The organism is Streptomyces physcomitrii, assembly GCF_012273655.1.
In the GTDB taxonomy this organism is placed as follows: Bacteria; Actinomycetota; Actinomycetes; order Streptomycetales; family Streptomycetaceae; genus Streptomyces; species Streptomyces physcomitrii.
The window spans coordinates 41,575-66,679 of the sequence record NZ_JAAWWP010000014.1; the positions used below are offsets into that span (position 1 = coordinate 41,575).

A 25,105-nucleotide genomic window follows, 5' to 3' on the forward strand; every position below is an offset into this window, starting at 1 on the left:
CGGCCCCCCTCTCCCCGCTTTCCGCGGGGGGGGGGGCGGGGCCCGGGGCCCGCCCCCCACCGCCGGGTGCTCACTCCCGCGGGCCTGCCGTCGTGCAGGCCCGCACCAGTTCCGCCAGGGCCGCGAGCCAGTCCGCGGCGAAGGTCCGCACCCAGCTCTCCGCCAGGGCCTCGCGCGGCCAGACCATTCCGGTGTCGAGCACCGGCCCGTCCGGCCCGTCGGCCGCCGAGACCGTGATGTCGAGGAGATAGCCCACCGGCATGTCCAGGTCCCGCCCGCCGCTGAAGCCCCGCGTCTCGGGCGCCGTCGACCAGTCCCCCGCGCCGGCCGCTTCCGTGGCTGCCTCCGCGTCGATCGCCTCCGTGACCGCTTCCGTGGCCGCCGCTTCCGTGCCGGTCGCGGCGGCCTCGGCGGGAGCCGAAGAGGCGAACCGACCCAGGTAGTTGAACTGCACCTGCGGACTGCCCGCCGCCGCCAGCTCCGGCCCGGTGCGCGGGTTGAGATGGCGCAGCATGCCGTAACCGATGCCGTTGTCGGGGACGGCGGCGAGGTTCTCGGCGGCGCGGGCGACAAGGGCGGGCAGCGCCCCGGGATCGGCCGGGTCGATGTCCCGGCCGTCGAGCAGGACCGGGTAGACGGAGGTGAACCAGCCCGCCGTACGGGAGAGGTCCGCGCCCGGCACCACGTCCAGTTCCCGGCCGTGGCCCTCCATCGCCACCACCGTGCTCGCCGACCGGCCCTCCTCGCGGCACCGGCGGGCGAAGGCGTGGGTGAGCGCGCCGAGCAGGACCGCGTTGACGCTCGCCCCGGTGCGGGCGACCACCGCGGAGAGCAGCGGCCCGGTGACCTCGGGTGGGAGCTGCACGCGCAGGTGCTCCAGGGTGCGCACGGTGTCGGTCGCCGGATCCAGCGGGCGCAGGCCCAGTTCCCCGCGGTCGGCGGCCAAGGTCCGCCTCCAGTGCGGCAGTTCGGCCTCGCGGGCGGGATCGGTCGCGGCGCGGGCCAGTTCGGCCGCCCAGGTGGCGAACGAGGTGGGCACCGGGGCGAGTTCGGGCACCTGCCCGGCGTGCGCCTGCTCCCAGGCCGCCTTCAGATCCGGTTGCAGGATCCGCCAGGTGTAGCCGTCGACCACCAGGTGGTGCAGGAGCAGCAGCAGCCGCCCCGGCCGCCCGGGGCCCGCGTCGAACCAGACCGCGCGGACCATGTGGCCGCCGTCCGGGTCGAGTTCGCGGGTACGGGCGAGCAGGGTCTCGCCCATGACGCGGGCCAGTTCGCGCCCGGCGGGTACGGCGGTGACGTCCACCCGGGTGAGCAGCGAATCGGCGCGTACGGTGCCGGGTTCGGGGATCCGGAAGCTCCAGGGACCCCGCTCGGTACGGTCCAGGCGGGCGCGCAGTAGATGGTGACGGTCCATCAGGGCCTGGAGGGCGGCGGTCAGTTCGCCCTCGTCGAGGGCGGCGGGTACCTGGAGCACGGTGGCCTGGGAGTACTCGCCGATCGGGCCGCCCAGCTCGCGCAGCCACTCCACGATGGGGGTGACCGGTGCGCGTCCGGCGCGTCCGGCGGGGTCGTCGGCGCGCGCGGGGGCGTCCCGCTTCAGCTCGGCGGCGAGCGCGGCGGCGGTGCGCAGGGTGAACACCTGGCGCGGTGAGACCTGCCAGCCCGCCTGCCGCAGCCGTCCGACCAGCTGCATGGAGACGATGCTGTCCCCGCCCAGGGCGAAGAAGTCCGCGTCCGCGCCGATCCCGGGCAGGCCGAGCGCCTGGGCCATGGCCTCGGCGAGGGCGCGTTCCGCCTCGCTCTCGGGCCGTCGGCCCCCGGCGGCCTCGCCGAAGTCGGGGGCGGGCAGCCGCTCGCGGTCCAGCTTGCCGTTGGCGGTGACCGGCAGCGCGTCGAGCAGCACCACCGCGGCGGGCACCAGGTGTTCCGGCAGCCGGTCCGCGGCCAGTGCCCGCAGCTCCGCCGGGGTGGGCGCCTCGGCCCCGGGCCCCGGGACCGCGTAGCCGACCAGGCGGCGTACGCCGTTGTCCTCGCGGGCGACCACCACGGCCTGCGTGAGGCGGGGGTGGGCGGCGAGGACGCTCTCGATCTCGCCCAGCTCCACCCGGAAGCCGCGGATCTTGACCTGGTCGTCGGCGCGGCCCAGGAACTCCACCGCGCCCTCGGCGGTCCAGCGGGCCAGGTCGCCGGTGCGGTACAGCCGGGCGCCGGGCGGGCCGAAGGGGTCGGCGACGAAGCGTTCCGCGGTCAGCGCGGCCCGGCGCAGATAGCCGCGGGCCAGGCCCGCGCCCGCCACGTACATCTCCCCCGCGACCCCGGGCGGCACCGGACGCAGCCCGGCGTCCAGGAGGTGGACGCGGGCGTTGTCGACGGGGCGGCCGATCACCTGGCGCTCGCTGCCGGCGACGAAGGCCTGCAGTGAGTCGACGGTGCACTCGGTGGGCCCGTAGAGGTTGACCACCTCGGTGCCGGGCAGGGCCCGCAGCCGGGTCCACTGCGCGTCGGGCACCGCCTCGCCGCCGACGCCGAGCAGCGGCACCGGGCAGCGGCCGCCCTCGGTCAGGCCCGCCTGTTCGAGCTGGGCGAGCACCGAGGGCGCCAGCTCCACGAAGTCGATCGCCCGCTCGCGGAGATAGCCCGCGAGGGCCCCGGCGTCGCGCTGGAGGTCCTCGGGCAGGACGTGTACGCAGTGGCCGTCGAGGAGCCACAACTGCGGCTGCCAGGAGGCGTCGAAGGAGAACGACCAGGCGTGCCCGACCTGGAGGTGCGCGCGTCCGGTGCGGGCGGCGAGCGGCGCGTAGAGCGTTCTGCGGTGGCTGTGGAAGAGGTTGACCACTCCGGCGTGGCTGACCACCACGCCCTTGGGGGTGCCGGTGGAGCCCGAGGTGTAGATCACGTACGCCGGGTGGTCCGCGCGCAGCGGGCGCCGCCGCGTCCGGTCCCCGGGGTCGGTGTCCGGGCGGGCGGCGAGGCGCGCGGTCAGGTCCGGATCGTCGAGGACCAGGACCTGGCCCGGGTAGTGGCGCGGTACCCGCGCGCGCAGCGCGGCGGTGGTGAGCAGGAGGCCGGGGGCCGCGTCCGCGAGCATGAACGCCAGGCGTTCGTCCGGGTAGTCGGCGTCCAGCGGCAGATACGCGGCGCCCGCCTTGAGGACGCCGAAGACGGCGGCGAGGGTGTCCGCCGCGCGCGGCAGCATCAGCGCCACCAGGTCCTCGGGCCCGGCGCCCCGGTCGATCAGCTCGTGGCCCAACCGGGCGGAGCGGGCGGCCAGTTCGGCGAAGGTCCAGGTGACGGGGCCGCAGACGAGGGCGGCCCGGTGCGGGTCGCGGGCGGTCTGCGCGGCGAGCAGCCCGGGCAGGGTGCCCTCCTGGTGCGGGCCGGTCACCGTGCCCTGGTGGTGCAGGAGCCGGGCGGCCTCGGCGGGTTCGACGGCCTCGATCCGGTGGGCCGGGGCCCCGGGATCGGCCGCGAGCCGGCGCAGCACATGGACCAGGCGGGCCAGCAGGGCGCGGGCGGTGTCCTCGGTGAAGAGGTCCGGCCGGTACTCCAGGGTCAGGCGCCCGGCGCCGGGGACCACCGCCAGGGTCAGCGGGTAGTGGGTGGCGTCCGTGCTGTCGCCGCCGGTGACGGCGAGCGCCCCGGACTTCTCGGCGCGGCGCAGTCCCTCGGCGTCGACGGGGTAGTTCTCGAACACCAGGAGGGTGTCGAAGAGTTCACCGCGCCCGGCGATCCGCTGGATCTGCGCGAGGCCCAGGTGTTGGTGGGCGCTGAGCCGTGACTGCTCGTCCTGGAGCCGGGCCAGGGCCCGGCGGACGCTCTCGTGGCGGTCCTGGCGCACCCGTACCGGAAGGGTGTTGATGAACAGGCCGGTCATGGTCTCGGCGCCGTCCAGTTCCGGCGGGCGGCCCGAGACGGTCGCCCCGAAGACGACGTCCTCCCGGCCGGTGTGGCGGGCGAGCAGCACTCCCCAGGCGTACTGCAGGACGGTGTTGAGGGTGACGTCCGCCGAGCGGGCCAGCGCGTCGAGGTCCGCCCGCAGCTCCTCGTCGAGGACGGTGGGCAGGTGCCGGGCCAGGGCGGTGCCGCCGGTGGCCGGGGGTGCCATCAGGGTCGGTTCGCCGATGCCGTCCAGGGCCTGCCGCCAGGCCTGTTGCGAGGCGCCCTCCTCCTGTGCGGCGAGCCAGGACAGGAAGTCGCGGAAGGGGCGGCGCGGCGCCGGGGCCGGGGCGCCGGTGGTGCGGGCGGCGTAGAGCTGGAAGAGCTCCTGGACCAGGAGCGGTACCGACCAGCCGTCCAGGACGGCGTGGTGGTTGGTGACCGCGAGGGCCGCGCCGCCCTCCCCCAGGCGCAGCAGCCGCAGCCGCAGCAGCGGCGGGGCGTCGAGGGCGAAGCGGCGGGTGCGGTCCTCGGCCACCAGGGAGGCGAGGAGCTCCTCGCGTTCCCCGGCGGGCAGCCCGGACAGGTCGCTCTCGCTGAAGTCGGGGGCCACCGCCGCCGCGTCGAGGACGACCTGGACGACGGGTCCGCCGGGCACCGCGGTGAAGGCGGTCCGCAGATTCTCGTGCCGCTGGAGGAGGTCGGCGGCGGCCCCGCGCAGGGCCCCGGCGTCGATCCCGCCGTCCAGGCGGAGCACCAACTGCATGGTGTAGACGTCGAGTTCCTCGTCCGCGTAGGCGCTCAGGAAGTACAGGCCCTCCTGCAGCGGTGTCAGCGGCCACACCTCGCGCAGCGCGGGGAGCCGCTCCTGGAGGAGGTCGATCTGCGGCTGGGTCAGCGGGACGAGCGGGAAGTCGCTCGGGGTGTGCACGGGCCCGGCGCGGTGGGCGGCGAAGGCGGTGAGCGCCTCGGACCAGAGCGCGGCCAGGCGCCGGGCGTCCTCCTCCGCCAGCAGCCCGGCGGCGTAGGACCAGCGCGCGGTGAGCACCGGGCCGTCCTCGCCGTCCACGGTGGAGGCGATCACTTCGAGCGGGAAGAGCACCGGGGCGTCGCCGCGGCGGGCGGGCAGCTGCTCGGGGGCGGGCTGCCAGTCCCCCTCGCCGTCCTCGCCAAGGGTGCGGCCGCCGTCGAAGCGGCCGAGGTAGTTGAAGACCACCTCGGGGTCGTGGGCGCCCTCGGGCCGCCCGCCCGCCTGGCGCAGCAGGCCGTGGCCGATACCGGCGTCGGGGGTGGCGCGCAGGTGCTCCTTGGCGGCCATCATGATCCGCTGTGCGGCGAGCGGGTCGGTGAGCGCCTGCTCGGGGCTGATCCCGGCGGTGTCCAGGACCACCGGGTACCAGCTGGTGAACCAGCCGACGGTGGCGGAGAGGTCGCCACCCGGGAGCAGGGCCTGTTCGCGGCCGTGGCCCTCGACGGCGATGACATCGGGCGCCTGCCGCTCACCGCTTTCGGCCCGCCAGGCGGCGAAGGCCACCGCGAGGGCGGCGAGCAGGATCTCGTGGACGCCGCCGTGGACTTGGGCGGGCACCTCGGTGAGCAGCGCCCGGGTGGTGGCGGTGTCCAGGGTGAGCGCCAGATGGCGCACGGTGTCCTGGGTGTCGGTGGCCGCGTCGAAGGGGCGTGCGCCGAGCAGCGGGCGGGGGCGTTCGTCGCGCGCCCGCCACTCGGCCGCCTCGGGGCTCTCGGCGCGGGCGCGGGCGGCGTCGGCCAGGTGCAGGGCCCACTGCCGGTACGAGGTGCCCTCCGGGGCCCGGTCGAGTTCCGCCTCGGTGCCCTCGACGGCGGCCCGGTGGGCGGCGGCCAGTTGCGGCAGCAGGATGCGCCAGGAGACGCCGTCGACGGCGAGGTGGTGCACCGCGAGCAGCAGCCGCCCGGGACGCCTCGGCCCGCGCTCGCACCACAGGGCGCGCACCATCCGCCCCGCGGCGGGGTCGAGTCCCTTGATCGTACTGTCGGCCAACTCACCGAGGACAGCGGGCAGTTCGCTCTCCTCGCAGGCGGACAGGTCCGCGTGCTCCAGGAGGGCGGCGGCCTCGGTGTCGAGGTCGGCGGGGCCGGCCTCGGGGATCTCCAGGGCGCTGTCGGCGCCGGTGCCGGTCAGCCGGGCCCGCAGCACGGGGTGGCGGGCGAGGAGGTGGCGCAGGGCCGCGGTCAGGGTCTCGGCGCTCGCCTCGGCGGGGGTGGTCAGGAACTGGTACTGGTGCATCTCGCCCAGCGGGCCGCGCTCCAGGGCCCAGCGCATCAGCGGGGTCAGCGGGGCGCGTCCGGTGGCGGGCACCGGCGCCGGGACCAGGGCGGCGGCGCTGCCCGCGGCCCGGGCCAGCGCGGCGGGCGTCTTGTGCTCGAAGACCTCGCGCGGGGTGAGCAGCAGGCCCAGCTTGCGAGCCCTGGCCACCAGTTGGATGGAGAGGATGCTGTCGCCGCCCAGGGCGAAGAAGCTGTCGCCCGCCCCGGCTCCGGGCACCCCGAGGAGTTCGGCGAACAGTTCGGTGAGCAGCGCCTCGCGCATGCCGCGCGGGGCGGTGCCGCCCGCGGCGGCGGCCAGGTCGGGGGCGGGCAGCGCGGCCCGGTCCAGCTTGCCGCTGGCGGTCAGCGGCAGCGCCGCCAGGGTGACCAGGGCGGTGGGCACCATGTGCGCGGGCAGCTGCCCGGCCAGGTGCTCCCGTATCCGTTCGTGATCGGCACCGGCGGCGGCCGGGACCAGGTAGCCGACCAGATGGCGCACCCCCGGCTGGTCCTCGCGGACCACCACCGCGCAGGCGGCGATCTGCGGATGCGCGGCGAGGGCCGCCTCGATCTCGCCGGTCTCCACGCGCATGCCGCGCAGCTTGATCTGCCCGTCCGCGCGCCCGGCGAAGACCAGCGCCCCGTCGGGGCGGCGGCGCACCAGGTCGCCGGTGCGGTACATCCGCGTCCCGGGCTCACCGTAGGGGTCGGCGAGGAAGCGCTCGGCGGTCAGGGCGAGCCGCCGGTGGTAGCCCCGGGCGAGCTGCGCGCCCGTCAGGTACAGCTCGCCGGTGACGTTGTCGGGCACCGGCCGCAGCCAGGGGTCGAGGACCAGGGTGCCGGTGTTCCACACCGGGCGGCCGATGGGCACCCCGGCGGTGGCGGCCCCGGGCTCCGCGGTGTGCGCGGTGACGTCCACGGCGGCCTCGGTGGGCCCGTAGAGGTTGTGCAGGCGCACCCCCGGCAGGGCGGCGAGGAGGGTGTCGGCGAGCGCGCCGGGCAGTTCCTCGCCGCTGGCGAAGACGGTACGCAGGCTCGTGCAGCCGGTGGCGGGCCCGTCGGCGAAGGCGGCCAGCATCGAGGGGACGAAGTGGACGGTGCTGACCCGGTGGCGGCGGATCGCGGCGGCCACCTGGAGCGGGTCGTGGTGGGCCCGGTCGGCGAGGACCACCAGCGGCACCCCGGCGAGGAAGGGCCAGAAGAACTCCCACACCGACACGTCGAAGGTGGCCGGGGTCTTCTGCAGCACCCGGTCGTCCTCGGCGAGGGGGTGGGCGGCGTCCATCCACAGCAGCCGGTTGAGCAGGGCGGCGTGGCTGACGTCGACGCCCTTGGGGGTGCCGGTGGAGCCCGAGGTGTACAGGACGTACGCGGGGTCGGTGCCGCGCTGGGCGGGGTGCGGGCCCACCGGCCGGGCCGCGGCCAGTTCGGCGATGGTCGACTCGGCGTCCAGGACGAGGAGTTCGCAGTTCTCGGGCAGCGGCAGCGTGCTCGCCTGGGCGGCGGTGGTCAGCAGCAGGCGGGGGGCGCTGTCGGTGAGCAGCTGCCGCAGGCGGGCGGCCGGGTGGGCGGGGTCGACGGGGACGTAGGCGCCGCCCGCGCGGTGCACCGCGTGCAGGGCGGTGACCAGTTCCACCGAGCGCGGCAGGGCGACGGCGACCCGCACCCCGGGGCCGGTGCCGCGGGCGCGGAGCAGGGCGGCCAGGCGTCCGGTGTCCGCGGTGAACCGGGCCCGGTCCAGGGCCTGTTCGTCGTCGAGGAGGGCGGTGCGGTGCGGGTCCTCGGCCAGGCGCCCGGCGAGGAGCGCGGGCAGCGTGGTGGCGGGCAGGGTGTGCGCCTCGCCGGTGCCGAGGGCGCGGATCCGGTCCTGCTCCCGGTCGGTGAGCAGCGGCACCCGGTCCACCGGCACCTCCGGGGTCTCGGCCAGGCGGGCGAGCAACTGGGCGTAGCGGTCGGCCAGTTGCCGGGCGCTGTCCGGGTCGAAGAGAGCGGTGCGGTAGGTGAGCATGCCCGCCAGGCCGTCGGTGCCCGGGGCTTCGGCCAGGGTGAAGGAGAGGTCGAACTTGGCCACGCCCGGGTCGGCGCCGAGCGCGGACACCTCGACGCCGGGCAGGGTGAGGGCCTGCCCGGTGGCGTTCTGGAAGGCGAGGAGCACCTGGAAGAGGGGATGGCGGCCGAGGTCGCGTTCCGGGGAGAGGACCTCCACCAGGCGCTCGAAGGGCACATCGGCGTGGTCGAAGGCGGCCAGGTCGGTCGCGCGGACCCGGGCCAGGAGCTCCCGGAAGGTGGGGCGGCCGCTCACATCGGTGCGCAGGACCAGGGTGTTGACGAAGAAGCCGACCAGGTCGTCGAGGGCGGCGTCGGTACGCCCGGCGACCGGGGTGCCGATCGGCAGGTCGGTGCCCGCGCCGTGCCCGGCGAGGAGGACCCCGAGGGCGGCCTGCGCGGCCATGAAGACACTGGTGCCGCTGTCCGCGCACAGGGTCCGCAGCCGGCGGTGCGCGGCGGGCGGCACGCTGAACTCCACGGTGGCGCCCGCCGGGTCCTCGTGGGCGGGCCGGGGCCGGTCGGCGGGCAGGGCCAGTTCGGCGGGCGCGCCGTCCAGGGCGGTGCGCCAGTAGGCGACCTGGCGGGCGGCGAGGCTCTCCGGGTCGTCCTCCTCGCCGAGGACCTCGCGCTGCCAGAGGGCGTAGTCGCCGTAGGAGACGGGCAGTTCGGGCCAGTCGGGGGCACGGCCCTCGGCGCGGGCGGCGTAGGCGGTGCGCAGGTCGGCGGTGAGCGGCCGCATGGACCACTCGTCGCCCGCGATGTGGTGCAGCATCACCGTCAGGACGTGGTCGGCGCCGGTGCGCAGGAGCCGTACCCGCAGCGGGATCTCGCGGGTGAGGTCGACGGCGGCGGTCGCCTCGGCGCGCAGGGCCTGGGGCAGGCGCTCCGCGGGCAGCGTCACCGCCTCCAGGTCCAGGGCGCGTTCGGCGGTGCCGGTGTCCAGGACGTGCTGGTAGGGGGCGCCGTCCTCGTCGGGGAAGACGGTGCGCAGGCTCTCGTGGCGGGCCAACAGATCGCGCACGGCGGCGCGCAGCGCGGCCACGTCGAGGCCGGGCCCCAGACGCAGGGCGAAGAAGAGGTTGTACGTGGCGCTCGGGCCCTCCAGGCGGTGCAGGAACCACAGGCGGCGCTGAGCGAAGGAGAGCGGCAGCCGCTCGCCCTCGGCCGGGGCGCGCCGGGTGGGTGCCGGGCGGCTGGTGGTGTGGCCGAGGACGGCGGCGGCCAGCGCGGCCGGGGTGGGGTGCTCGAAGATGTCGCGCAGCGCGAGGTCGGTGCCGAGGCGGGAGCGGACGGTGTTGGCCAGGCGCATGGCGAGCAGGGAGTGGCCGCCGAGGGCGAAGAAGTCGTCGTCGGCGCCGACGGCGGGCAGGCCGAGCAGGTCGGCGAAGAGGCCGGCCATCACCTCCTCGCGGGAGTCGCGCGGGGCGCGGGCGGTGCCGGTGGCGTCGGGGGCGGGCAGGGCGGCCCGGTCGGTCTTGCCGTTGGCGGTCAGCGGCAGCGCGTCGAGGGGGACGATCACCGAGGGGATCAGGTACTCGGGCAGCCGCTCGGCCAGGTGCTCGCGCAGCCCTTCGGTGCCGCCGGTGACGTAGGCGACCAGGCGGACGCTGCCGCCCGGCTCGCCCTGCCCGGTGACCACCGCGTCGCCGGTGCCGGGGTGGGCGCGCAGCACGGCCTCGATCTCGCCGGGTTCGACGCGGTGGCCGCGGACCTTGAGCTGGTGGTCGGTGCGGCCGAGGACCCGCAGGGTGCCGTCCGGCTGCCACCGGGCGAGGTCGCCGGTGCGGTACAGGCGGGCGCCGGGCTCCCCGTAGGGGGCGGCGACGAAGCGGGCGGCGGTCAGGGCGGGCCGGTCGAGGTAGCCGCGGGCCACTCCGGCGCCGCCGATGTACAGCTCGCCGGGGATGCCCGCGCCGACCGGGCGCAGCCAGGGGTCGAGGAGGTGCAGGCTCGTGTTGCGCAGGGCGCGGCCGACGTGCGGGACGCTGTCCTGCCGGGTGAGGTCGGCGGCGGTGGACCAGACGGTGGTCTCGGTGGGGCCGTAGAGGTTGACCAGGCGGGCGCCGCGGGCGGCGAGCGTGGCGGCGAGGTCGGCGGGCAGCGGTTCGCCGCCGCTGAGCACGCACAGCCCGTCGATCAGCTCGGGGGCGCTCTCGGCGATGCCCCGCCACAGGGAGGGGGTGGCCTGGAGCGTTCCGGCGCCGCTCTCCGCGGCGAGCCGGGCGAGAAGGAGCGGGTCGCGGGCCTGGTCGCGGTCGGCGAGGACGACGGTGGCGCCGGTGAGCAGCGGGGTGAACAGCTCCAGTACGGCGATGTCGAAGCTGACCGTGGTGACCGCGAGCAGCCGGTCGCCGGGGGTGAGGGCGGTGACCTCGGCCATGGCGTCCAGGAGGTTGGCCAGGTTCCGGTGGGTGACGGTGACGCCCTTGGGCAGACCGGTGGAGCCGGAGGTGTGCAGCACGTAGGCGGCCGCCTGCGGGCCCGGGTCCACCGCCGTGAAGGAGGCGGTCTCCTCCCCCGGTGCCGGGGCGTCGAGGAGCGGGGAGCCGGGTTCGACCACGAGCAGCGGGCGGGCGTCGTCGAGGAGGAAGGCCAGGCGCTCGGCGGGGAAGTGCGGGTCGAGCGGCAGATAGGCGGCGCCGGTCGCGGAGACCGCGAGCAGCGCGGCGAGCAGTTCGGCGCCGCGCGGCAGGGCCACCGCGACGAGGGTCCCGGGCCCGGCGCCGCGGGCGGCCAGGCGGGCGGCCAACAGGCGGGTGCGGGCGGCCAGTTGGGCGTACGTCCAGGTGGTGCCGCCGGTGAGCAGAGCGGGGGCCTCGGGGGTGGCCGCGGCCTGGTCGAGGAAGCGGGTCGCCAGCGGGCGTCCGGTGACGGGGCGGGCGGGGCCGTCGAGGGCGTAGGGCAGCGGGCCCGCGGGGTGCACGGTGTGGACGGGGCGGTCGGGCTCGGTGACCAGCTGGGTCAGGACGGCGGTGAGCTGCCGGGCGATCTCCTCGGTCCGGGCGCGGTCGAGGAGTTCGGGCCGGTGGTCGAGGGCCAGGGCAAGGCTGTCCTTGCCGGGCAGGGCGACCAGGACCAGCGGGTAGTGGGTGGCGTCGTGGCCTTCGGCGCCGCGTACCGCGAGACCGGCGCGGGCCTCGCTGCGGCGCAGCTCCTCGGCGTCGACGGGGAAGTTCTCGAAGAGCATCAGGGTGTCGAAGAGGTCCCGGTGCCCGGCGGCGCGCTGGATCTCGCTCAGCGACTCGTACTGGTGGTCCATCAGGGCGGCCTGCTGGGCGGAGACCTCCGCGACCAGTTCGGCGAGGCGCATGCCGGGGCGGGCGGTCACCCGGGCCGGGACGGTGTTGATGAACAGGCCGATCATCGACTCGGCGCCGTCCAGGTCGGCGGGGCGGCCGGAGACGGTGACCCCGAAGACGACGTCGCCGCGGCCGGTGAGCCAGCCGAGCAGCAGTCCCCAGGCGCTCTGCAGGACGCTGTTGACGGTGACCTGCTGGGCGCGGGCGAACGCGGCGAGCCGCGCGGGCAGTTCACCGGGCAGCTCGACCTCGACGCGCTCGGGGACACCGGCGGGCATCTCGCGGGCGCCGGGCACCAGGTGGGTGGGTCCGTCGAGCCCGGCGAGGGCGGCGGCCCAGGCGGTGCGGGTGGCCGCCCGGTCGCGGGCGGCGAGCCGGCGCAGATGGTCGCGGTAGGGGCGGGCGGGCGCGGCGGGGGTGCCGTGGTAGAGGCCGAGGAGGTCCTGGACAAGCAGCGGGCCCGACCAGCCGTCGAGGAGGATGTGGTGGGAGGTGAGGGCGAGGAGCCGGCGGCTCTCGCCGAGGCGGGCCACGGTCATCCGCATCAGCGGGGGCCGGGCCAGGTCGAAGGGGCGGGCACGGTCGGCGGCGAGCAGGGCGCGGGCCGCGGCCTCGCCGTCGGGGTCCGCGGTGAAGTCGTGGACGGCGAGGGGCATTTCGGTGTCCCGGCCGATCACCGCGAGCGGGGCCTCGCCGCCGGGGCGGGCGTGGAAACCGGCGCGGAGATTGGGGTGGCGGGCGAGGAGCTGCCGGGCGGCCTCGCGCAGCCGGCCGGTGTCCAGGGCGCCGTCGATGTCCAGGACGAGCTGGGTGGTGTAGACGTCGGGGCCCTCGGTCTCGGCGCCCATGGTGGCCAGGAAGTACAGGCCCTCCTGGAGCGGGGACAGGGGCAGTACGTCGTCGAGCGGACCCCGCGCCTCCTCCAGGGCGTCGATCTCGTCCTGGGTGGCGGTGGCCAGGGGGAAGTCGGAGGGGGTGTGGCCGCCGCCCGCCGGGTCGTCCGCGAGGCGGGCGAGGTCGCCGAGGGCGGCGAGCCACCGGCGGGAGAGTTCCTCGACGCTGCCGGTGTCCAGGAGACGTTCGGGGAAGCTGAACGAGGCCTGGAGCACGAGCCCTTCGGGGGTGTCCAGGGCGGAGGCGTTGAGCTGGAGGGTGTGGGAGGCGGGCAGGCGCTCGTCGGCGCCGCCGCCGAGCGAACCGGTGACCGCCGCGCTCCAGGGCGCGCGCTCGCCGGTGCCCTCGGAGCCGGAGCCCGCGGTGAAGCGGCCGAGGTAGTTGTAGCCGATCTCGGGGCTCCCGAGCGCGGCCAGGCGCGGCCCGGTCCCGGGGTTGAGGTGGCGGAGCAGCCCGTGGCCGAGGCCGTCGCCGGTGCGCAGGCGCAGCTGCTCCTTGACCTGCTTCAGGGCTCCGGCGAGCGGGGCGCCCGCGGGCAGGTCGAGGCGTACGGGGTGGACGCTGGTGAACCAGCCGACCGTACGGGAGAGATCGGCGCCCGGGACGGCCTCCTCGGCGCGGCCGTGGCCCTCGATGTCGACGAGCAGCGGGGCGGGGCGGCCGCGCCAGGCCCGCACGGCGAGGGCGAGGGCGGTGAGCAGGACCTCGTCGGGCCCGGCGTGGAAGCGTTCGGGCAGCGGGCCGAGCAGGGCCCTGGCCTCGGGGCCGTCCAGGCGGACGGCGACGGTGCGGACCGTGGCCAGGGTGTCGCGGGCCGGGTCCAGCGGCGCGGCGAGCGGTGCGGGCCGCGGGGCGAGGACGGACTCCCAGTGCGGGAGTTCGGCGAGGCGTCCGGGTGCGGCGGCGGCTTCGGCGAGGCCCGCCGCCCAGGTCCGCAAGGGGGTCGCCACCGGCGGGAGTGCGGCGGGGGTGCCGGTGCGGGCGGCCTCCAGGGCGGTGGCCAGGTCCTCGGTGAGCACCCGCCAGGACACCCCGTCGACGACGGCGTGGTGGACGAGCACCGCGAGCAGGCCGTCCCGGTCGGGGCCCGCGTCCAGCCACACCGCGCGCAGCATGCTCCCCGCGAAGGGGTCGAGGAGCCGGGCGGCCTCGCCGGCGTGGGCGCGCAGGGCGGCGGGCAGCTCGGCCTCGGGGACGCTGACGGCGTCGACCCGGGTGAGCGGGACGGCCGCGGGGCCCTTCGCGGGCGGCGGGATGGTGAGGCCGCCGGTGCTCAGGACCGCGCGCAGGGCGCCGTGGTGGGCGAGGACCTGCGCGAGTCCCTTCTCCAGGTGGGCCGTTCGGGCACCGGCGGGGGTGTGCAGCACGGTGGACTGGTGGTAGTCGGCGATCGGCCCGCCGCGTTCGACGAGCCAGCGCAGGATCGGGGTGAGCGGGGCGGTGCCCTGGTCCTGGCCCGCGGCGGCGGTCGGGGCGGGGGCGCGGCGGGCCACCTGGGCGAGGGCCTCCACGGTGCGGGCCTCGAAGACGTCGCGTGGGCGCAGCAGCAGGCCCTTGCGGCGGGCGGCGCCGACCAGCTGGATGGAGGAGATGCTGTCCCCGCCGAGCGCGAAGAAGCTGTCGTGGGCGCCGACTCCGGGTACCCGCAGCACCTCGGTGAACAGCCCGGCCATCAGCTCCTCGGCCTCGGTGCGCGGCGCGGTGCCGCCGGCGGCGGGGGCCTCGGGCGCGGGCAGCGCCGTACGGTCGATCTTGTTGGCGGCGGTCAGCGGCAGCGCGTCCAGGACGACCAGCGCCGAGGGCACCATGTGCTCGGGCAGCCGCTCCCCGGCCCAGGCGCTCACCTCGGCCGGGTCGGGCTCTGCGCCCGGGGCGGCGACGAGGTGGGCGACCAGGCGCTTGACGCCGCGGTCGTCCTCGTGCGCGGTGACCACGGCCTGCGCCAGCCGGGGGTGCGCGGTGAGCACCGCCTCGACCTCGCCGGGCTCGATGCGGAAGCCGCGGATCTTCAGCTGGTGGTCGGTGCGGCCCGCGTACTCCAGTTCCCCGGTCTCGTTCCAGCGGGCCAGGTCGCCGGTGCGGTACATCCGGGTGCCCGCGGGGCCGAAGGGGCAGGCCACGAAGCGGTCCGCGGTGGTGGCGGGCCGCCCGAGGTAGCCGCGGGCGAGTCCGGTGCCGGCGAGGTAGAGCTCGCCCAGGACACCGGGGGCCACCGGGCGCAGCATCCGGTCCAGGACGTAGGCGCGCTTGTTGACGTCCGGCGGGCCGATCGGGACGGCGCCGCCGGTCCAGTCGCGCGGTACCGGCCAGGTCGCGGAGTTCACCACGGCCTCGGTGGGCCCGTAGGCGTTGTGCATCCGGTGGCGGGCGGCCCAGGCGCGCACGGTCTCCGGCGGCAGGGCCTCGGTGCCGACGATCAGCGCCATCCGCGCGGGCAGTTCGGCGTCCAGGGGCAGCGAGGCGACGACGCTGGGCGGGATGACCGCGAGGCTCAGGTCCGCCTCGCGCAGGAAGTCGGTGAGCGGCTGCCCGGCGCGGCGCTCCTCGGGGACGACGACCAGAGTGGCCCCGGCGAACAGGGAGTTGGCCAGCTCGCAGAAGGTGACGTCGAAGCTGGGCGAGGCGAACTGGGTCACCCGGTCCCCCGGCCCCGTACGGAAGCAGGCCCGGGCCCAGGCGACGAGGTCGGCCAGCGGCCGGTGGGGGATGATCACGCCCTTGGGCTCGCCGGTGGAGCCGGAGGTGAAGATGACGTACGCGCTGTTGTCCAGGCGCAGCGGGGCGCGGCGGTCGGCGTCGGTGGGGCGGTGTGCCGGGGTCCCCTCGGGCGGGGTGGGGGTGGTGACGGTGGCGGTGCCGGACCAGGCGCGGGCCGCCTCGGGGTCGCGGGCCACCACGACGCGGGCGTTCAGGGCGGCCGTCAGGCGGGCCAGACGCTCGGTCGGGTAGTCGGGGTCGAGAGGGGCGAAGACGCCGCCGGCCTTGGCGACGGCGAGCATGGCGATCTCCAGGTCAGCGCCGCGTTCCAGGGCCACGGCGACCGCGTCCTCGGGGCCGACGCCCAGCCGGATCAGGTGGTGGGCGAGGGCGTTGGCGCGGGTGTCGAGCGCGGCGTAGCCGAGGGTCTCGGCGCCGTCGACGACGGCGGGCAGGTCCGGGTGGGCGGCGGCCTGCTGCTCGAAGAGCGCGCCCAGGGTGGCCGGTCGGACCTCGGTGGTGTCGGAGTTGAAGGTGGTGAGGACCTGGGTGCGTTCGGCGGGGGTGAGCAGGTCGAGGCGGGCGAGCGGCTGCCCGGGGTCGCGGACCAGGGCGGCGGCCGCGGTGCGCAGATGTGCGGCGAGGCGGGCGGCCTCGCCCGTGGTGAGGGCGTCCTGGCGGTAGCGCAGCTTCAGCGCCAGTCCGCCGGGGGTGGGGGCGGCGACGAGGGTGAGCGGGTAGTGGGTGGCGTCCTGTCCGCTGACGGCGGCCACCCGCAGTCCGCCGAAGTCCGTCCCGCTCTCGCCCTGGCTGTTGCCGCTCTGGTCGACGAGGTAGTTCTCGAAGACGCACAGGGTGTCGAAGAGGGCGCCGTGTCCGGCCAGGCGCTGGATCTCGGAGAGGGCGATGTGGTGGTGGGCGAGGAGCGCGCCCTGCTCGCGGGCCACCCGTGCCACCAGCTCGGCCAGGCTCTCGGCGGGGCTGGTGCGGACCCGGACCGGGAGGGTGTTGATGAACAGGCCCACCATGTGTTCCACGCCGGTCAGTTCGGCGGGGCGGCCGGAGACGGTGGTGCCGCAGACGATGTCCTCGCGGCCGGTGGCCTCGCCGATCACCAGGGCCCACAGGGTCTGCACCACCACGGGCAGGGTGACGTCCAGGCGCCGTGCCAGGGCGGCAAGGTCGGCGCCGAGCCGGTCGTCCAGGGCGACGTCGAGGGTGGCGGGTTCGGCGGCCGGGCCCCCGGACAGGGCGGGCGCGAGGAGGGTCGGCCCCTCCAGGCCGGACAGCGCGGTGCGCCAGGCGGCCTCGTCGGCGTCCTTGTCGCGGGCGGCGGCCCAGGCCAGGTAGTCGCGGTAGGGGCGTACGGCGGGCAGCGAGGTGGTGGCGCCGTCCTCCCGGTAGAGGGTGAAGAGCTCCTGGACCAGGCGGGCGGTGGACCAGCCGTCCAGGAGGAGGTGGTGGTGGCTGAGGAGGAGCCGGTGGCGGTTTCCCCCGGTGCGGATCAGGGTGAAGCGGACCAGTGGCGGGGTGGCCAGGTCGAAGCGGGCCAGGCGGTCGCTCCCGGTGAGCGAGTCCAGGCGCCGGGCCGCCTCCTCCTCGTCCAGCGCGGTCAGGTCGACTTCGTGGAAGGGCAGCTCCACCTCGCGCGGGATCAGCGTGACGGCCTCGCCGTTCTTGCGCTGGCGGAAGGCGGCCCGCAGATTGGGGTGCCGCTCCAGCAGGGCCCCGGCGGCGCGGCGCAGCCGTCCCGTGTCCAGCTTCCCGTCGAGTTCCATGGCCAGCTGCACGGTGTAGACGTCCAGCGCGCCGTCGTCGTAGGACGACAGGAAGTACAGCCCCTGCTGAAGGGGGGACAGCGGGAGTATGTCCTGCAGTCCCGAGGGTGCGCCGGTCGTCACTGGGTCCTCCACTCGTCTTCGAATTCGTCGATCTCGTCCTGGCTCAGGGCCAGCAGGGACAGATCCGACGGGGTATGTCCGCCCGCGGCGCCGCGCGCGGCGGCCACCAGGGCGTCCAGCGCCTCCTGCCAGGTCGCGGCGAGGGCGGCGATCTCCTTCTTCGACACCAGGCGGTCGGCGTGGTGCCAGGTCACGGACAGCTCGGTGCCCGTGGGGCGGCGCAGGGCCGCGATGTTGAGGTCGACGGCGAGGTCGATGCCGAGGGCCGGGTCCTCGCGCCAGAGCGCCGAGGACTCGGGGGCGGGGGTCCAGCTCCCGTCCGTGCCGGAGGCGGTGGTGGCGCTGTCGGTGTCGGCGACCTCGAAGCGGCCCAGGTAGTTGAAGCCGATCCGCGGCTCCTCCAGGGCGGCGAGCCGGGGCCGGGACGCGGCGTCGAGGTGGCGCAGCTGCCCGTAGCCGAGGCCGCCGCCGGGGACCGACCGCAGCTGCTCCTTGACGTGCTTGAGCACCCGCCCGGCCTCGGCCGGGTCGGTGAGGGCCCGTGCCGCGTCCGCGCCGCCGAGGCCCAGGCGCACCGGGTGCACGCTGGTGAACCAGCCCACCGTCCGGGAGGGTTCGCGTCCGTCCAGGACTCCGGCGTCGCGGCCGTGTCCCTCCAGGCGCACCAGCGGCTCGGACAGCGCGTGCCGGCGGGCCGCCGCGAGGGTGAGCGCGGCGAGGAGCACGTCCTGCTCGGTGCAGTGGAAGGCGGCGGTGACCTCGCCGAGGACCGCCTCGGTGAGCGCGGCGGGCACCTGGTCCTCGTACCGGCCGAGGGTGTCGGGGGTGTCCCGGGCGGGGTCGGGTGCGGGCAGCGTTCCGGTCTCCGGCCGGGGGGCCAGGACCTGCTTCCAGTACGGGAGTTCCTCGCGGCGGGCCGCGGCGCCCTCGTGCAGGGCGCGGGCCCAGGTGCGGAAGGACACCTCGACGGGCGGCAGTACGCCGGTCTCCTCGGCGCACAGCTGCGCCAGGTCCGGCAGCAGGACCCGCCAGGACACCGCGTCCACGACCAGGTGGTGGGCGAGCAGCAGCAGCCGCCCGCCGCGGCCGGGGCCGCGGTCGAAGTGGACGGCGCGCAGCATCCGGCCCGCCGCCGGGTCGAGTTCGGCCACCGCCTCCCGCGAGTGCCGGGCGACGGCCTCCTCCAGGGTGGTGCCGTCCGGGGTGACGGTGCGCAGGACGCGGTCCGCGGGGGGCTGCTCGGGTACGTGCAGCAGCCAGCCGCCGTCGGGGCCGGTGCCGAGGCGGGCGCCGAGCACCGGGTGGTGGGCGCGTACCCGGTCCAGGGCGCGTTCCAGGCGGGCGGCGCTCAGTCCCGGGGGCAGGGTGACCAGGACGGACTGGCTGAAGTGCCGCCAGTCGCCGCCGCGTTCGCGCAGCGCGTGCATGACCGGGGTGGGCGGCACCTCGCCGCTGCCCGGGTCGTGGACGGCCTTGTCCTCCTGCGCGGGCCGGGCCACCTCGGCGAGGGCGGCGGGGGTGCGGTGCTCGAAGACCTGCCGGGGGGTGAGGACCAGGCCGCGCCTGCGGGCGGCGCTGACCAGCTGGATGGAGGAGATGCTGTCCCCGCCGAGCGCGAAGAAGCTGTCGTGGGCGCCGACGCTCTCCCGTCCGAGGAGGGCGGCGACCAGCTCGCAGAGCACCGTCTCGCTCTCCCCCACCGGCTCGGCTCCCGCGCCGTCGCCGGGGGCGGCGGGCTCGGGCAGGGCGGCGCGGTCCAGCTTGCCGCCCGCGGTGAGCGGGAACGCGGGCAGGACGAGGACGTCCGCGGGCACCATCGAGGCGGGCAGCAGCCCGGCGGCGTACCGGACCAGCTCGGGGCCGTCGACGCTGTCCGCGCCGGTGGTGGTGGCATAGCCGATGAGGCGGCCGCCGCGCTCGGGGTCGCGTACCAGGACGGCGGCGTCGCGCACCCCGGGGTGGGAGAGCAGGGCCGCGCGCACCTCGCCCGGTTCGACGCGCACCCCGGCCAGCTTGACCTGGTCGTCGGCGCGGCCGGTGAACTCCAGCTCCCCGTCCCGGTTCCAGCGCGCGAGGTCGCCGGTGCGGTACAGGCGCCCGCCCGGGGGGCCGAAGGGGTCGGCGACGAAGCGGGCGGCGGTGGCGGCGCTCTGCTGCCGGTAGCCGAGGGCGAGTTGGACGCCCGCCAGGTACAGCTCGCCGACCACGCCGGGCGGCAGCGGACGCAGCGCCGGGTCCAGTACGTAGGCGCGGGTTCCGGCGCCGGGGCGGCCGAGCGGCACCATGGGCCGCTCGCCGGGGCGGGCCGGGCGGGCGGTGACATCGACGGCGGCCTCGGCGGGCCCGTACTGGTTGACGAGTCGGCCGGGCAGGTGGGCGCAGTCGGCGGCCAGGCGGTCGCTGAGGGCCTCGCCGCCGCTGAAGATCCAGCGCAGGCCGGTGCAGCGGGCGGCCTCGGGCTCGGCGGCGAACAGGGCCAGCATCGAGGGGACGAAGTGGACGGCGGCCACCTCGTGGCGGCGGATCAGGGCGGCCAGACGCGCCGGGTCGAGGTGGCTGTCGCCGCCCGCCACCACCAGGGCGGCGCCTTCCAGGAGCGGGCCGAACAGCTCCCACACCGAGACGTCGAAGCCGGGGGCGGCCTTCAGGAGCATCCGCCCGCCGGGGCCGAGGGGGAAGCGGCGGCGGGTCCAGGCGAGCCGGTTGGCCAGCGCCCCGTGGCCGACGACCACGGCCTTGGGCTCGCCGGTGGAGCCGGAGGTGTGGATGACGTAGGCCGCCTCGGCGGGGTGGGTGGCGGGTGCGGGCAGGGTGCCGGTGGCGGGCAGGTCCTCGGCCGTCAGGAGCCGCCAGGGTCCTTGTGCGGGCAGCAGGTGGCGGTGGGCGCGGTCGGTGAGGACGGCCTGCGGCGGGTTCGCGGCGAGGATCCGGGCGAGCCGGTGCGGCGGGTGCGCCGGGTCGAGGGGCAGGTAGACGGCCCCGGCGTGGTGCGCCGCGTGCGCGGCCACCACCAGGTCGGCGCCGCGCGGCAGCAGCACCGCGACCGGTCCGCCCCGCTCCACCCCGGCGCCGGTGAGGGCCTCGGCGGCGCCGGTGACCCGGTCCAGGAGTGCGCCGTAGCTGAGCACGGTGTCCCCGTCGATGACCGCGGGCGCCTTCGGGGTACGTGCGGCCTGGGCCGCGAACGCCCGGGGCAGGCACGGCAGTTCGGCGTCGGCGACGGGGGGCTCGGCGGCGTTGAACTCTTCGAGGACGCGGTGGCGTTCGGCCTCGTCGAGCAGGTCCAGGGTGGCCGTCGTCTCGTCCGGGCGCAGGGCGAAGGCGGCGAGGACGCGCAGGAACCGCTCGGTGAGCGCCTGGGCGCCGGTCCGGTCGAAGAGGGCGGTGCGGTAGGTGAGTCCGCCGGACAGGGCGCCGCTCTCGCCGGGGTCCTGCACCAGCGTGAAGGTCAGGTCGAACTTGGCGGTGCGGGTGTGCACCGGCAGCGGGCTGCTGGCGAGCCGGCCGATCACGGGTCCGGACCCGGTGCGGCTCTGGTGGTTCAGCATCACCTGGAACAGGGGGTGCCGGGCGAGGGAGCGCTCCACCTCCAGCTCGTCCACCAGGCGCTCGAAGGGGACGTCGGCGTGGTCGAAGGCTTCCAGATCGCTCTCGGCCACCCGGGCCACCAGGGCGGCGGGTGTGGGGTCGCCGCTCACATCGGTGCGCAGGACCAGGGTGTTGACGAAGAAACCGGTCAGCTCGTGCAGGGCGGCCTCGCCGCGGCCCGCGATCAGGGTGCCCACCGGTACGTCGTCGCCCGCCCCGAGGCGCTGCAGCAGGACCGCGAGGGCGGCGTGGGCGACCAGGAAGGGGGTGGCGCCGGTGCGGGCGGCGAGCGCCGCGAGGCCCCGGCGGACCGGCTCGGGCACCTCGAACTCGACGACGTCGCCCTCGTATCCGGCCGCCGCGGTGCGCGGCCGGTCGAGCGGCAGGGGTGTCTCGGGCGGCAGTCCCGCCAGCCTCTCGCGCCAGTAGGCGAGCTGGCGGGCGAGTTCGCCGCCGGGGTCCTCCTCGCCGAGCAGCTCGCGCTGCCACAGCGTGTAGTCGGCGTACTGCACGGGCAGTTCGGCCCAGCCGGGCGCCGTGCCCGCCAGGCGGGCGGCGTAGGCGGCGGCGAGGTCGTCGAGCAGGGGGCGCACCGACCACTCGTCGCCCGCGATGTGGTGCAGCACGAGGAGCAGCACATCGCCCTGGCCGGTACGGGCGAGCAGGGCGCGCAGCGGCAGGTCCGTACCGAGGTCGAAGGGCCGGGTGGCCTCCCGCTCCAGGACCGCCGTCAGCTCCTCCTCCCCCGCCGCCTCGGCGGTGTCCAGGAGCAGCCGGGCGGTGGCGGTCGCCGGGTCCAGGACGAGCTGATGGGCCAGCCCCTCCAGGTCGGGGTAGCAGGTGCGCAGCACCTCGTGCCGGGTGAGCAGGTCGCCCAGCGCGGCGCGCAGCACCTCGGCGTCCAGGCCGCCGGTCAGGCGCAGCGCGATCGGCACGTTGTACGCGGCCGAGGGCTCGCCCGCCATCCGGTCCAGGAACCACAGCCGCTGCTGGGCCGCGGACAGCGGCAGCGGTACGGGGCGCTCGGCCTCCGGGTAGCGGCGCAGCGGCACTGTGGTGCGCCCGCCGGGGCGCAGCAGGCCCGCGAGCGCGGCGGGGGTGCGGGCCTCGAACAGCTCCCGCACGCTCAACTCGGCGTCCAGGGCGGCGCGTACGGATCCGACCAGGCGCATCGCGAGCAGCGAGTGCCCGCCGAGGGCGAAGAAGTCCTCCCCGGGGCCCACCTGTTCGCGGCCCAGGGCCTGGGCGAAGAGGCGGCACAGCACCTCCTCGCGGAGCCCGCCCGCCGGGGCCGCCGCGGTGGTGGTGGCGGTGGGGGCGGGCAGGGCGGCGCGGTCAGGCTTGCCGTTGGCGGTGAGCGCCAGGTCCTCGACCAGGACCACCTGGGCGGGCACCAGATAGGCGGGCAGTTCGGCGGCGAGCCGCTCGCGCAGGGCCTCGGGGGTGGGCGCGGCGCCGGGGGCGGGGACCGCGTAGCCGATCAGGGCGGGCCCGGCGGGCAGGTCCTCGCGCAGCACGACCGCGGCGCGGGCGACCTCCGCCAGGGCGGCGAGCGCGGCCTCGGCCTCGCCGGGCTCGATGCGGTAGCCGCGCAGCTTGACCTGGTCGTCGGCGCGGCCGAGGAAGTCCAGGGCCCCGTCCTGGCGGGTGCGGACCACGTCGCCGGTGCGGTACATCCGGGTCCCGGGCTCGCCGTAGGGGTCGGCGACGAAGCGTTCGGCGCTCGGCGCGGACCGGCCGAGGTAGCCGCGGGCGAGTCCGGCGCCGGATACGTACAGCTCTCCGGGCACCCCTTGGGCGACGGGCCGCAGGGCGGTGTCCAGGACGCGGACGGCCATGCCGTCCAGGGCGCGGCCGATGGGCAGGGGGCCGCCCGCGGCGAGGGCTTCGCCGTCGGGGCCGTACAGGGGCTGGGCGGTGGCGAAGGTGGTGGTCTCGGTGGGCCCGTAGCCGTTGACGATCCGCAGTCCGGGGGCGGCGTCGAGGGCGGCGCGCACTGCGCCGGGCGGGACGACGGCGCCGCCGGTCCACACCTCGCGCAGATGGGCGAAGGCGCCGGGGGCCTGTGCCGCGAGCAGGTCGAAGAGCCCGGCGGTGAACCAGGCCGCGTCCGCGGTGCCCCGGGCGAGCGACTCCTGCCAGCGGGCGGCGTCCAGCGGCTCGTCGGGCACCAGGACGGCCTCGCCGCCGCGGAGCAGGGGCACCCACAGCTCGTAGGTCGCCGCGTCGAAGGAGTGCGGGGAGTGCACCAGGACCCGCCGGTGGGCCGCGCCGTCGAAGCGGGAGTCGGCGGCCAGGGAGAGCAGGGCGTGCTGGGTGGCGGCGACGCCCTTGGGGCGGCCGGTGGAGCCGGAGGTGTACATCACGTACGCCAGCTGCTCCGGGTGCACGGCCGCCGGGGGCGGCGGTACGGAGCCCGCCCCGGCGACCGGTTCCATGCCGACCGGTTCCGCGCCGACCGGCACGGCGGTGACCTGCGCGGCGGTGACCGGTTCGGCGCCGACCGGCTGCCCGGTCTCCGCGGTGCCGACCGGTTCCCCGGTGTCCACCGTGAGGACGCGGCGGTCGCCGAAGTCCTCGTCCGCGTCGGCGGCGAGGGTCAGCACCAGCGGGGCACCGGCGGTGTCCAGGACCTGGTGGCGGCGGGCGGCGGGCCAGTCGGGGTGCAGCGGCAGATAGGCCGCGCCCACCCAGTTCACCGCGAGCAGCGCGGTGATCAGCTCGGGTGAGCGGGGCAGCGCGACGGCGACCGGGACCTCGGGGCCCGCGCCCGCGGCCCGCAGGCGCCCCGCCAAGTCGGCGGCGCGGTCGGCGAGTTGGCGGTAGCTGAGCAGCGGGTGCCCGGCGAGGGCGCGGACCGCGGTGGCCTCGGGAGTGGCGGCGGCGTGGTGGGCGACCGCCTGCGCGGGGCTCGACAGCCCGCCGGGCAGGGCGCGGGCGGGCCCCGGGACGGCCGGGGTGGTCGCGGGCAGGATGTCCAGCGCGCCCACGGGGGTGTCGAGGTCGGTGGCGAGGGCGTGCAGGGCGGTGGTGAGGGCGTCCAGGAGGCGAGCGGCGGACTCGGTGCCGTAGAGCTCGCCGCGGTGCTTGAGGACCAGGCGCAGCTGTCCGCGCTGGGCGGTGACGGCGAGGGTGAGCGGGTAGTGGGTGGCGTCCCGGCCGCCGACGCCGCGCACCGCGAGGCCCGCGGCGTCCTCGCTGGCGGCGAGGGCCTCCTCGTCGAAGGGGTAGTTCTCGAAGACGGTCATGGTGTCGAAGAGGGTGTCGACCCCGGCGGCGGCCTGGATGTCGGCCAGGCCCAGGTGCTGGTGGTCGAGGAGGGCTGCCTGGCCGCGGTGCAGGTCCAGGACACATCGGCGCAGGGTGCGGCCCGGCGGGGTGTGCACCCGTACCGGCAGGGTGTTGACGAAGAGGCCGAGCATGGACTCGGCGCCCGGCAGGTCGGCGGGGCGGCCGGAGACCGCGGCGCCGAAGACGAGGTCCTCGCGGCCGGTCAGCCGGGACAGCACCAGCGCCCAGGCGCTCTGCACCAGGGTGTTGAGGGTGGTGCCGCTCTCCCGGGCCGCCGCCTCCAGGGCCCGGCCGAGTTCGGGGCCGAGCACCCGGGTGCTCTCCAGTGAGGGCCCGGCCGGTGCGCCGGGGTCGGCGCCGGGGGCGACCAGGGTGGGTCCTTCGAGGCCGGCGAGCTCCTGCCGCCAGGCGGCGCGCGCGGCGGCGCGGTCGCGTCCGGCGAGGTGGGCCAGATGGTCGGCGTACGGGCGGCGGGTGAGCGGGGGCCGTCCGGCGTAGGCGGTGAACAGGTCGGTGAGCAGCAGCGGGGAGGACCAGCCGTCCAGGAGCAGATGATGGCTGGTGAGGAGCAGGCGCCAGGTGTCCTCGCCGGTGCGGGCCAGGGTGAAGCGGAGCAGCGGCGGGGCGTCGAGGGCGAAGCGGCGGGTGCGGTCCTCGTGCGCGAGCGCGGCGAGGTCCGCCTCCCGGCCGCGCAGGTCCTGTTCGCGCCAGTCCGGGGGCGGGCAGTCCGCGGGCAGGAACTGCACCAGGGTGCCGGTGGACAGCTGGCGGAAGCCCGCGTGCAGGATGTCGTGGCGCCGGACGACCTCCTGGGCGGCGGCGCGCAGCCGGGCCGGGTCGAGGGCGCCGGTGAGTTCGAGTTCGAGCTGGACGAGGTAGACGTCCTGGGCGTCCGGCCGGGACAGTGCGTGGAAGGCGAGGCCTTCCTGCAGCGGGCTGAGCGGCAGCACGGTGGCGGGCGCGGGGCGCAGCGCGTCGATCTCGGCGGCCTCGGCGCGGCTCAGGGCGAGCAGCGGGAAGTCGGCGGGGGTGCGTCCGGCGAAGCCGGGTTCGTGCGCGCGCTCGGCGAGTTCGGCCAGTGCGGCGGTGAACCGCTCGGCGAGCGTCTCGATCCGCGCCCGGTCGAGCGCGTCGCCGTCCCAGTTCCAGCGCACCGTCATGACCGGCCCGCCGGGGCCGTCCAGGGTGGAGGCGTGGACTTCGAGGAGGTGCCCGTCGAGGAGG

The 25,105-nt window shown here is 76.8% G+C and carries 2 protein-coding genes (1 of these 2 cut by a window edge); both read right to left on the reverse strand.

The window, feature by feature from the left end; translation table 11 throughout:
• Window positions 1-70: 70 nt before the first annotated feature.
• Window positions 71-17,002 carry a non-ribosomal peptide synthetase gene (locus HFV08_RS21705; protein WP_210430629.1) on the reverse strand — a complete coding sequence of 5,644 codons (16,932 nt, stop codon included), beginning with the start codon at window positions 17,000-17,002 and terminating at the stop codon, window positions 71-73.
• Window positions 16,999-25,105 carry the 3' portion of a non-ribosomal peptide synthetase gene (locus HFV08_RS21710; RefSeq protein ID WP_168541578.1) on the reverse strand. Its footprint extends 7,520 nt past the window's final position, so the window shows 8,107 of its 15,627 coding nt (coding positions 7,521-15,627); its start codon lies beyond the right edge, outside the window — the gene reads right to left on this strand; its stop codon occupies window positions 16,999-17,001. The genes HFV08_RS21705 and HFV08_RS21710 overlap by 4 nt, the downstream gene beginning before the upstream one ends.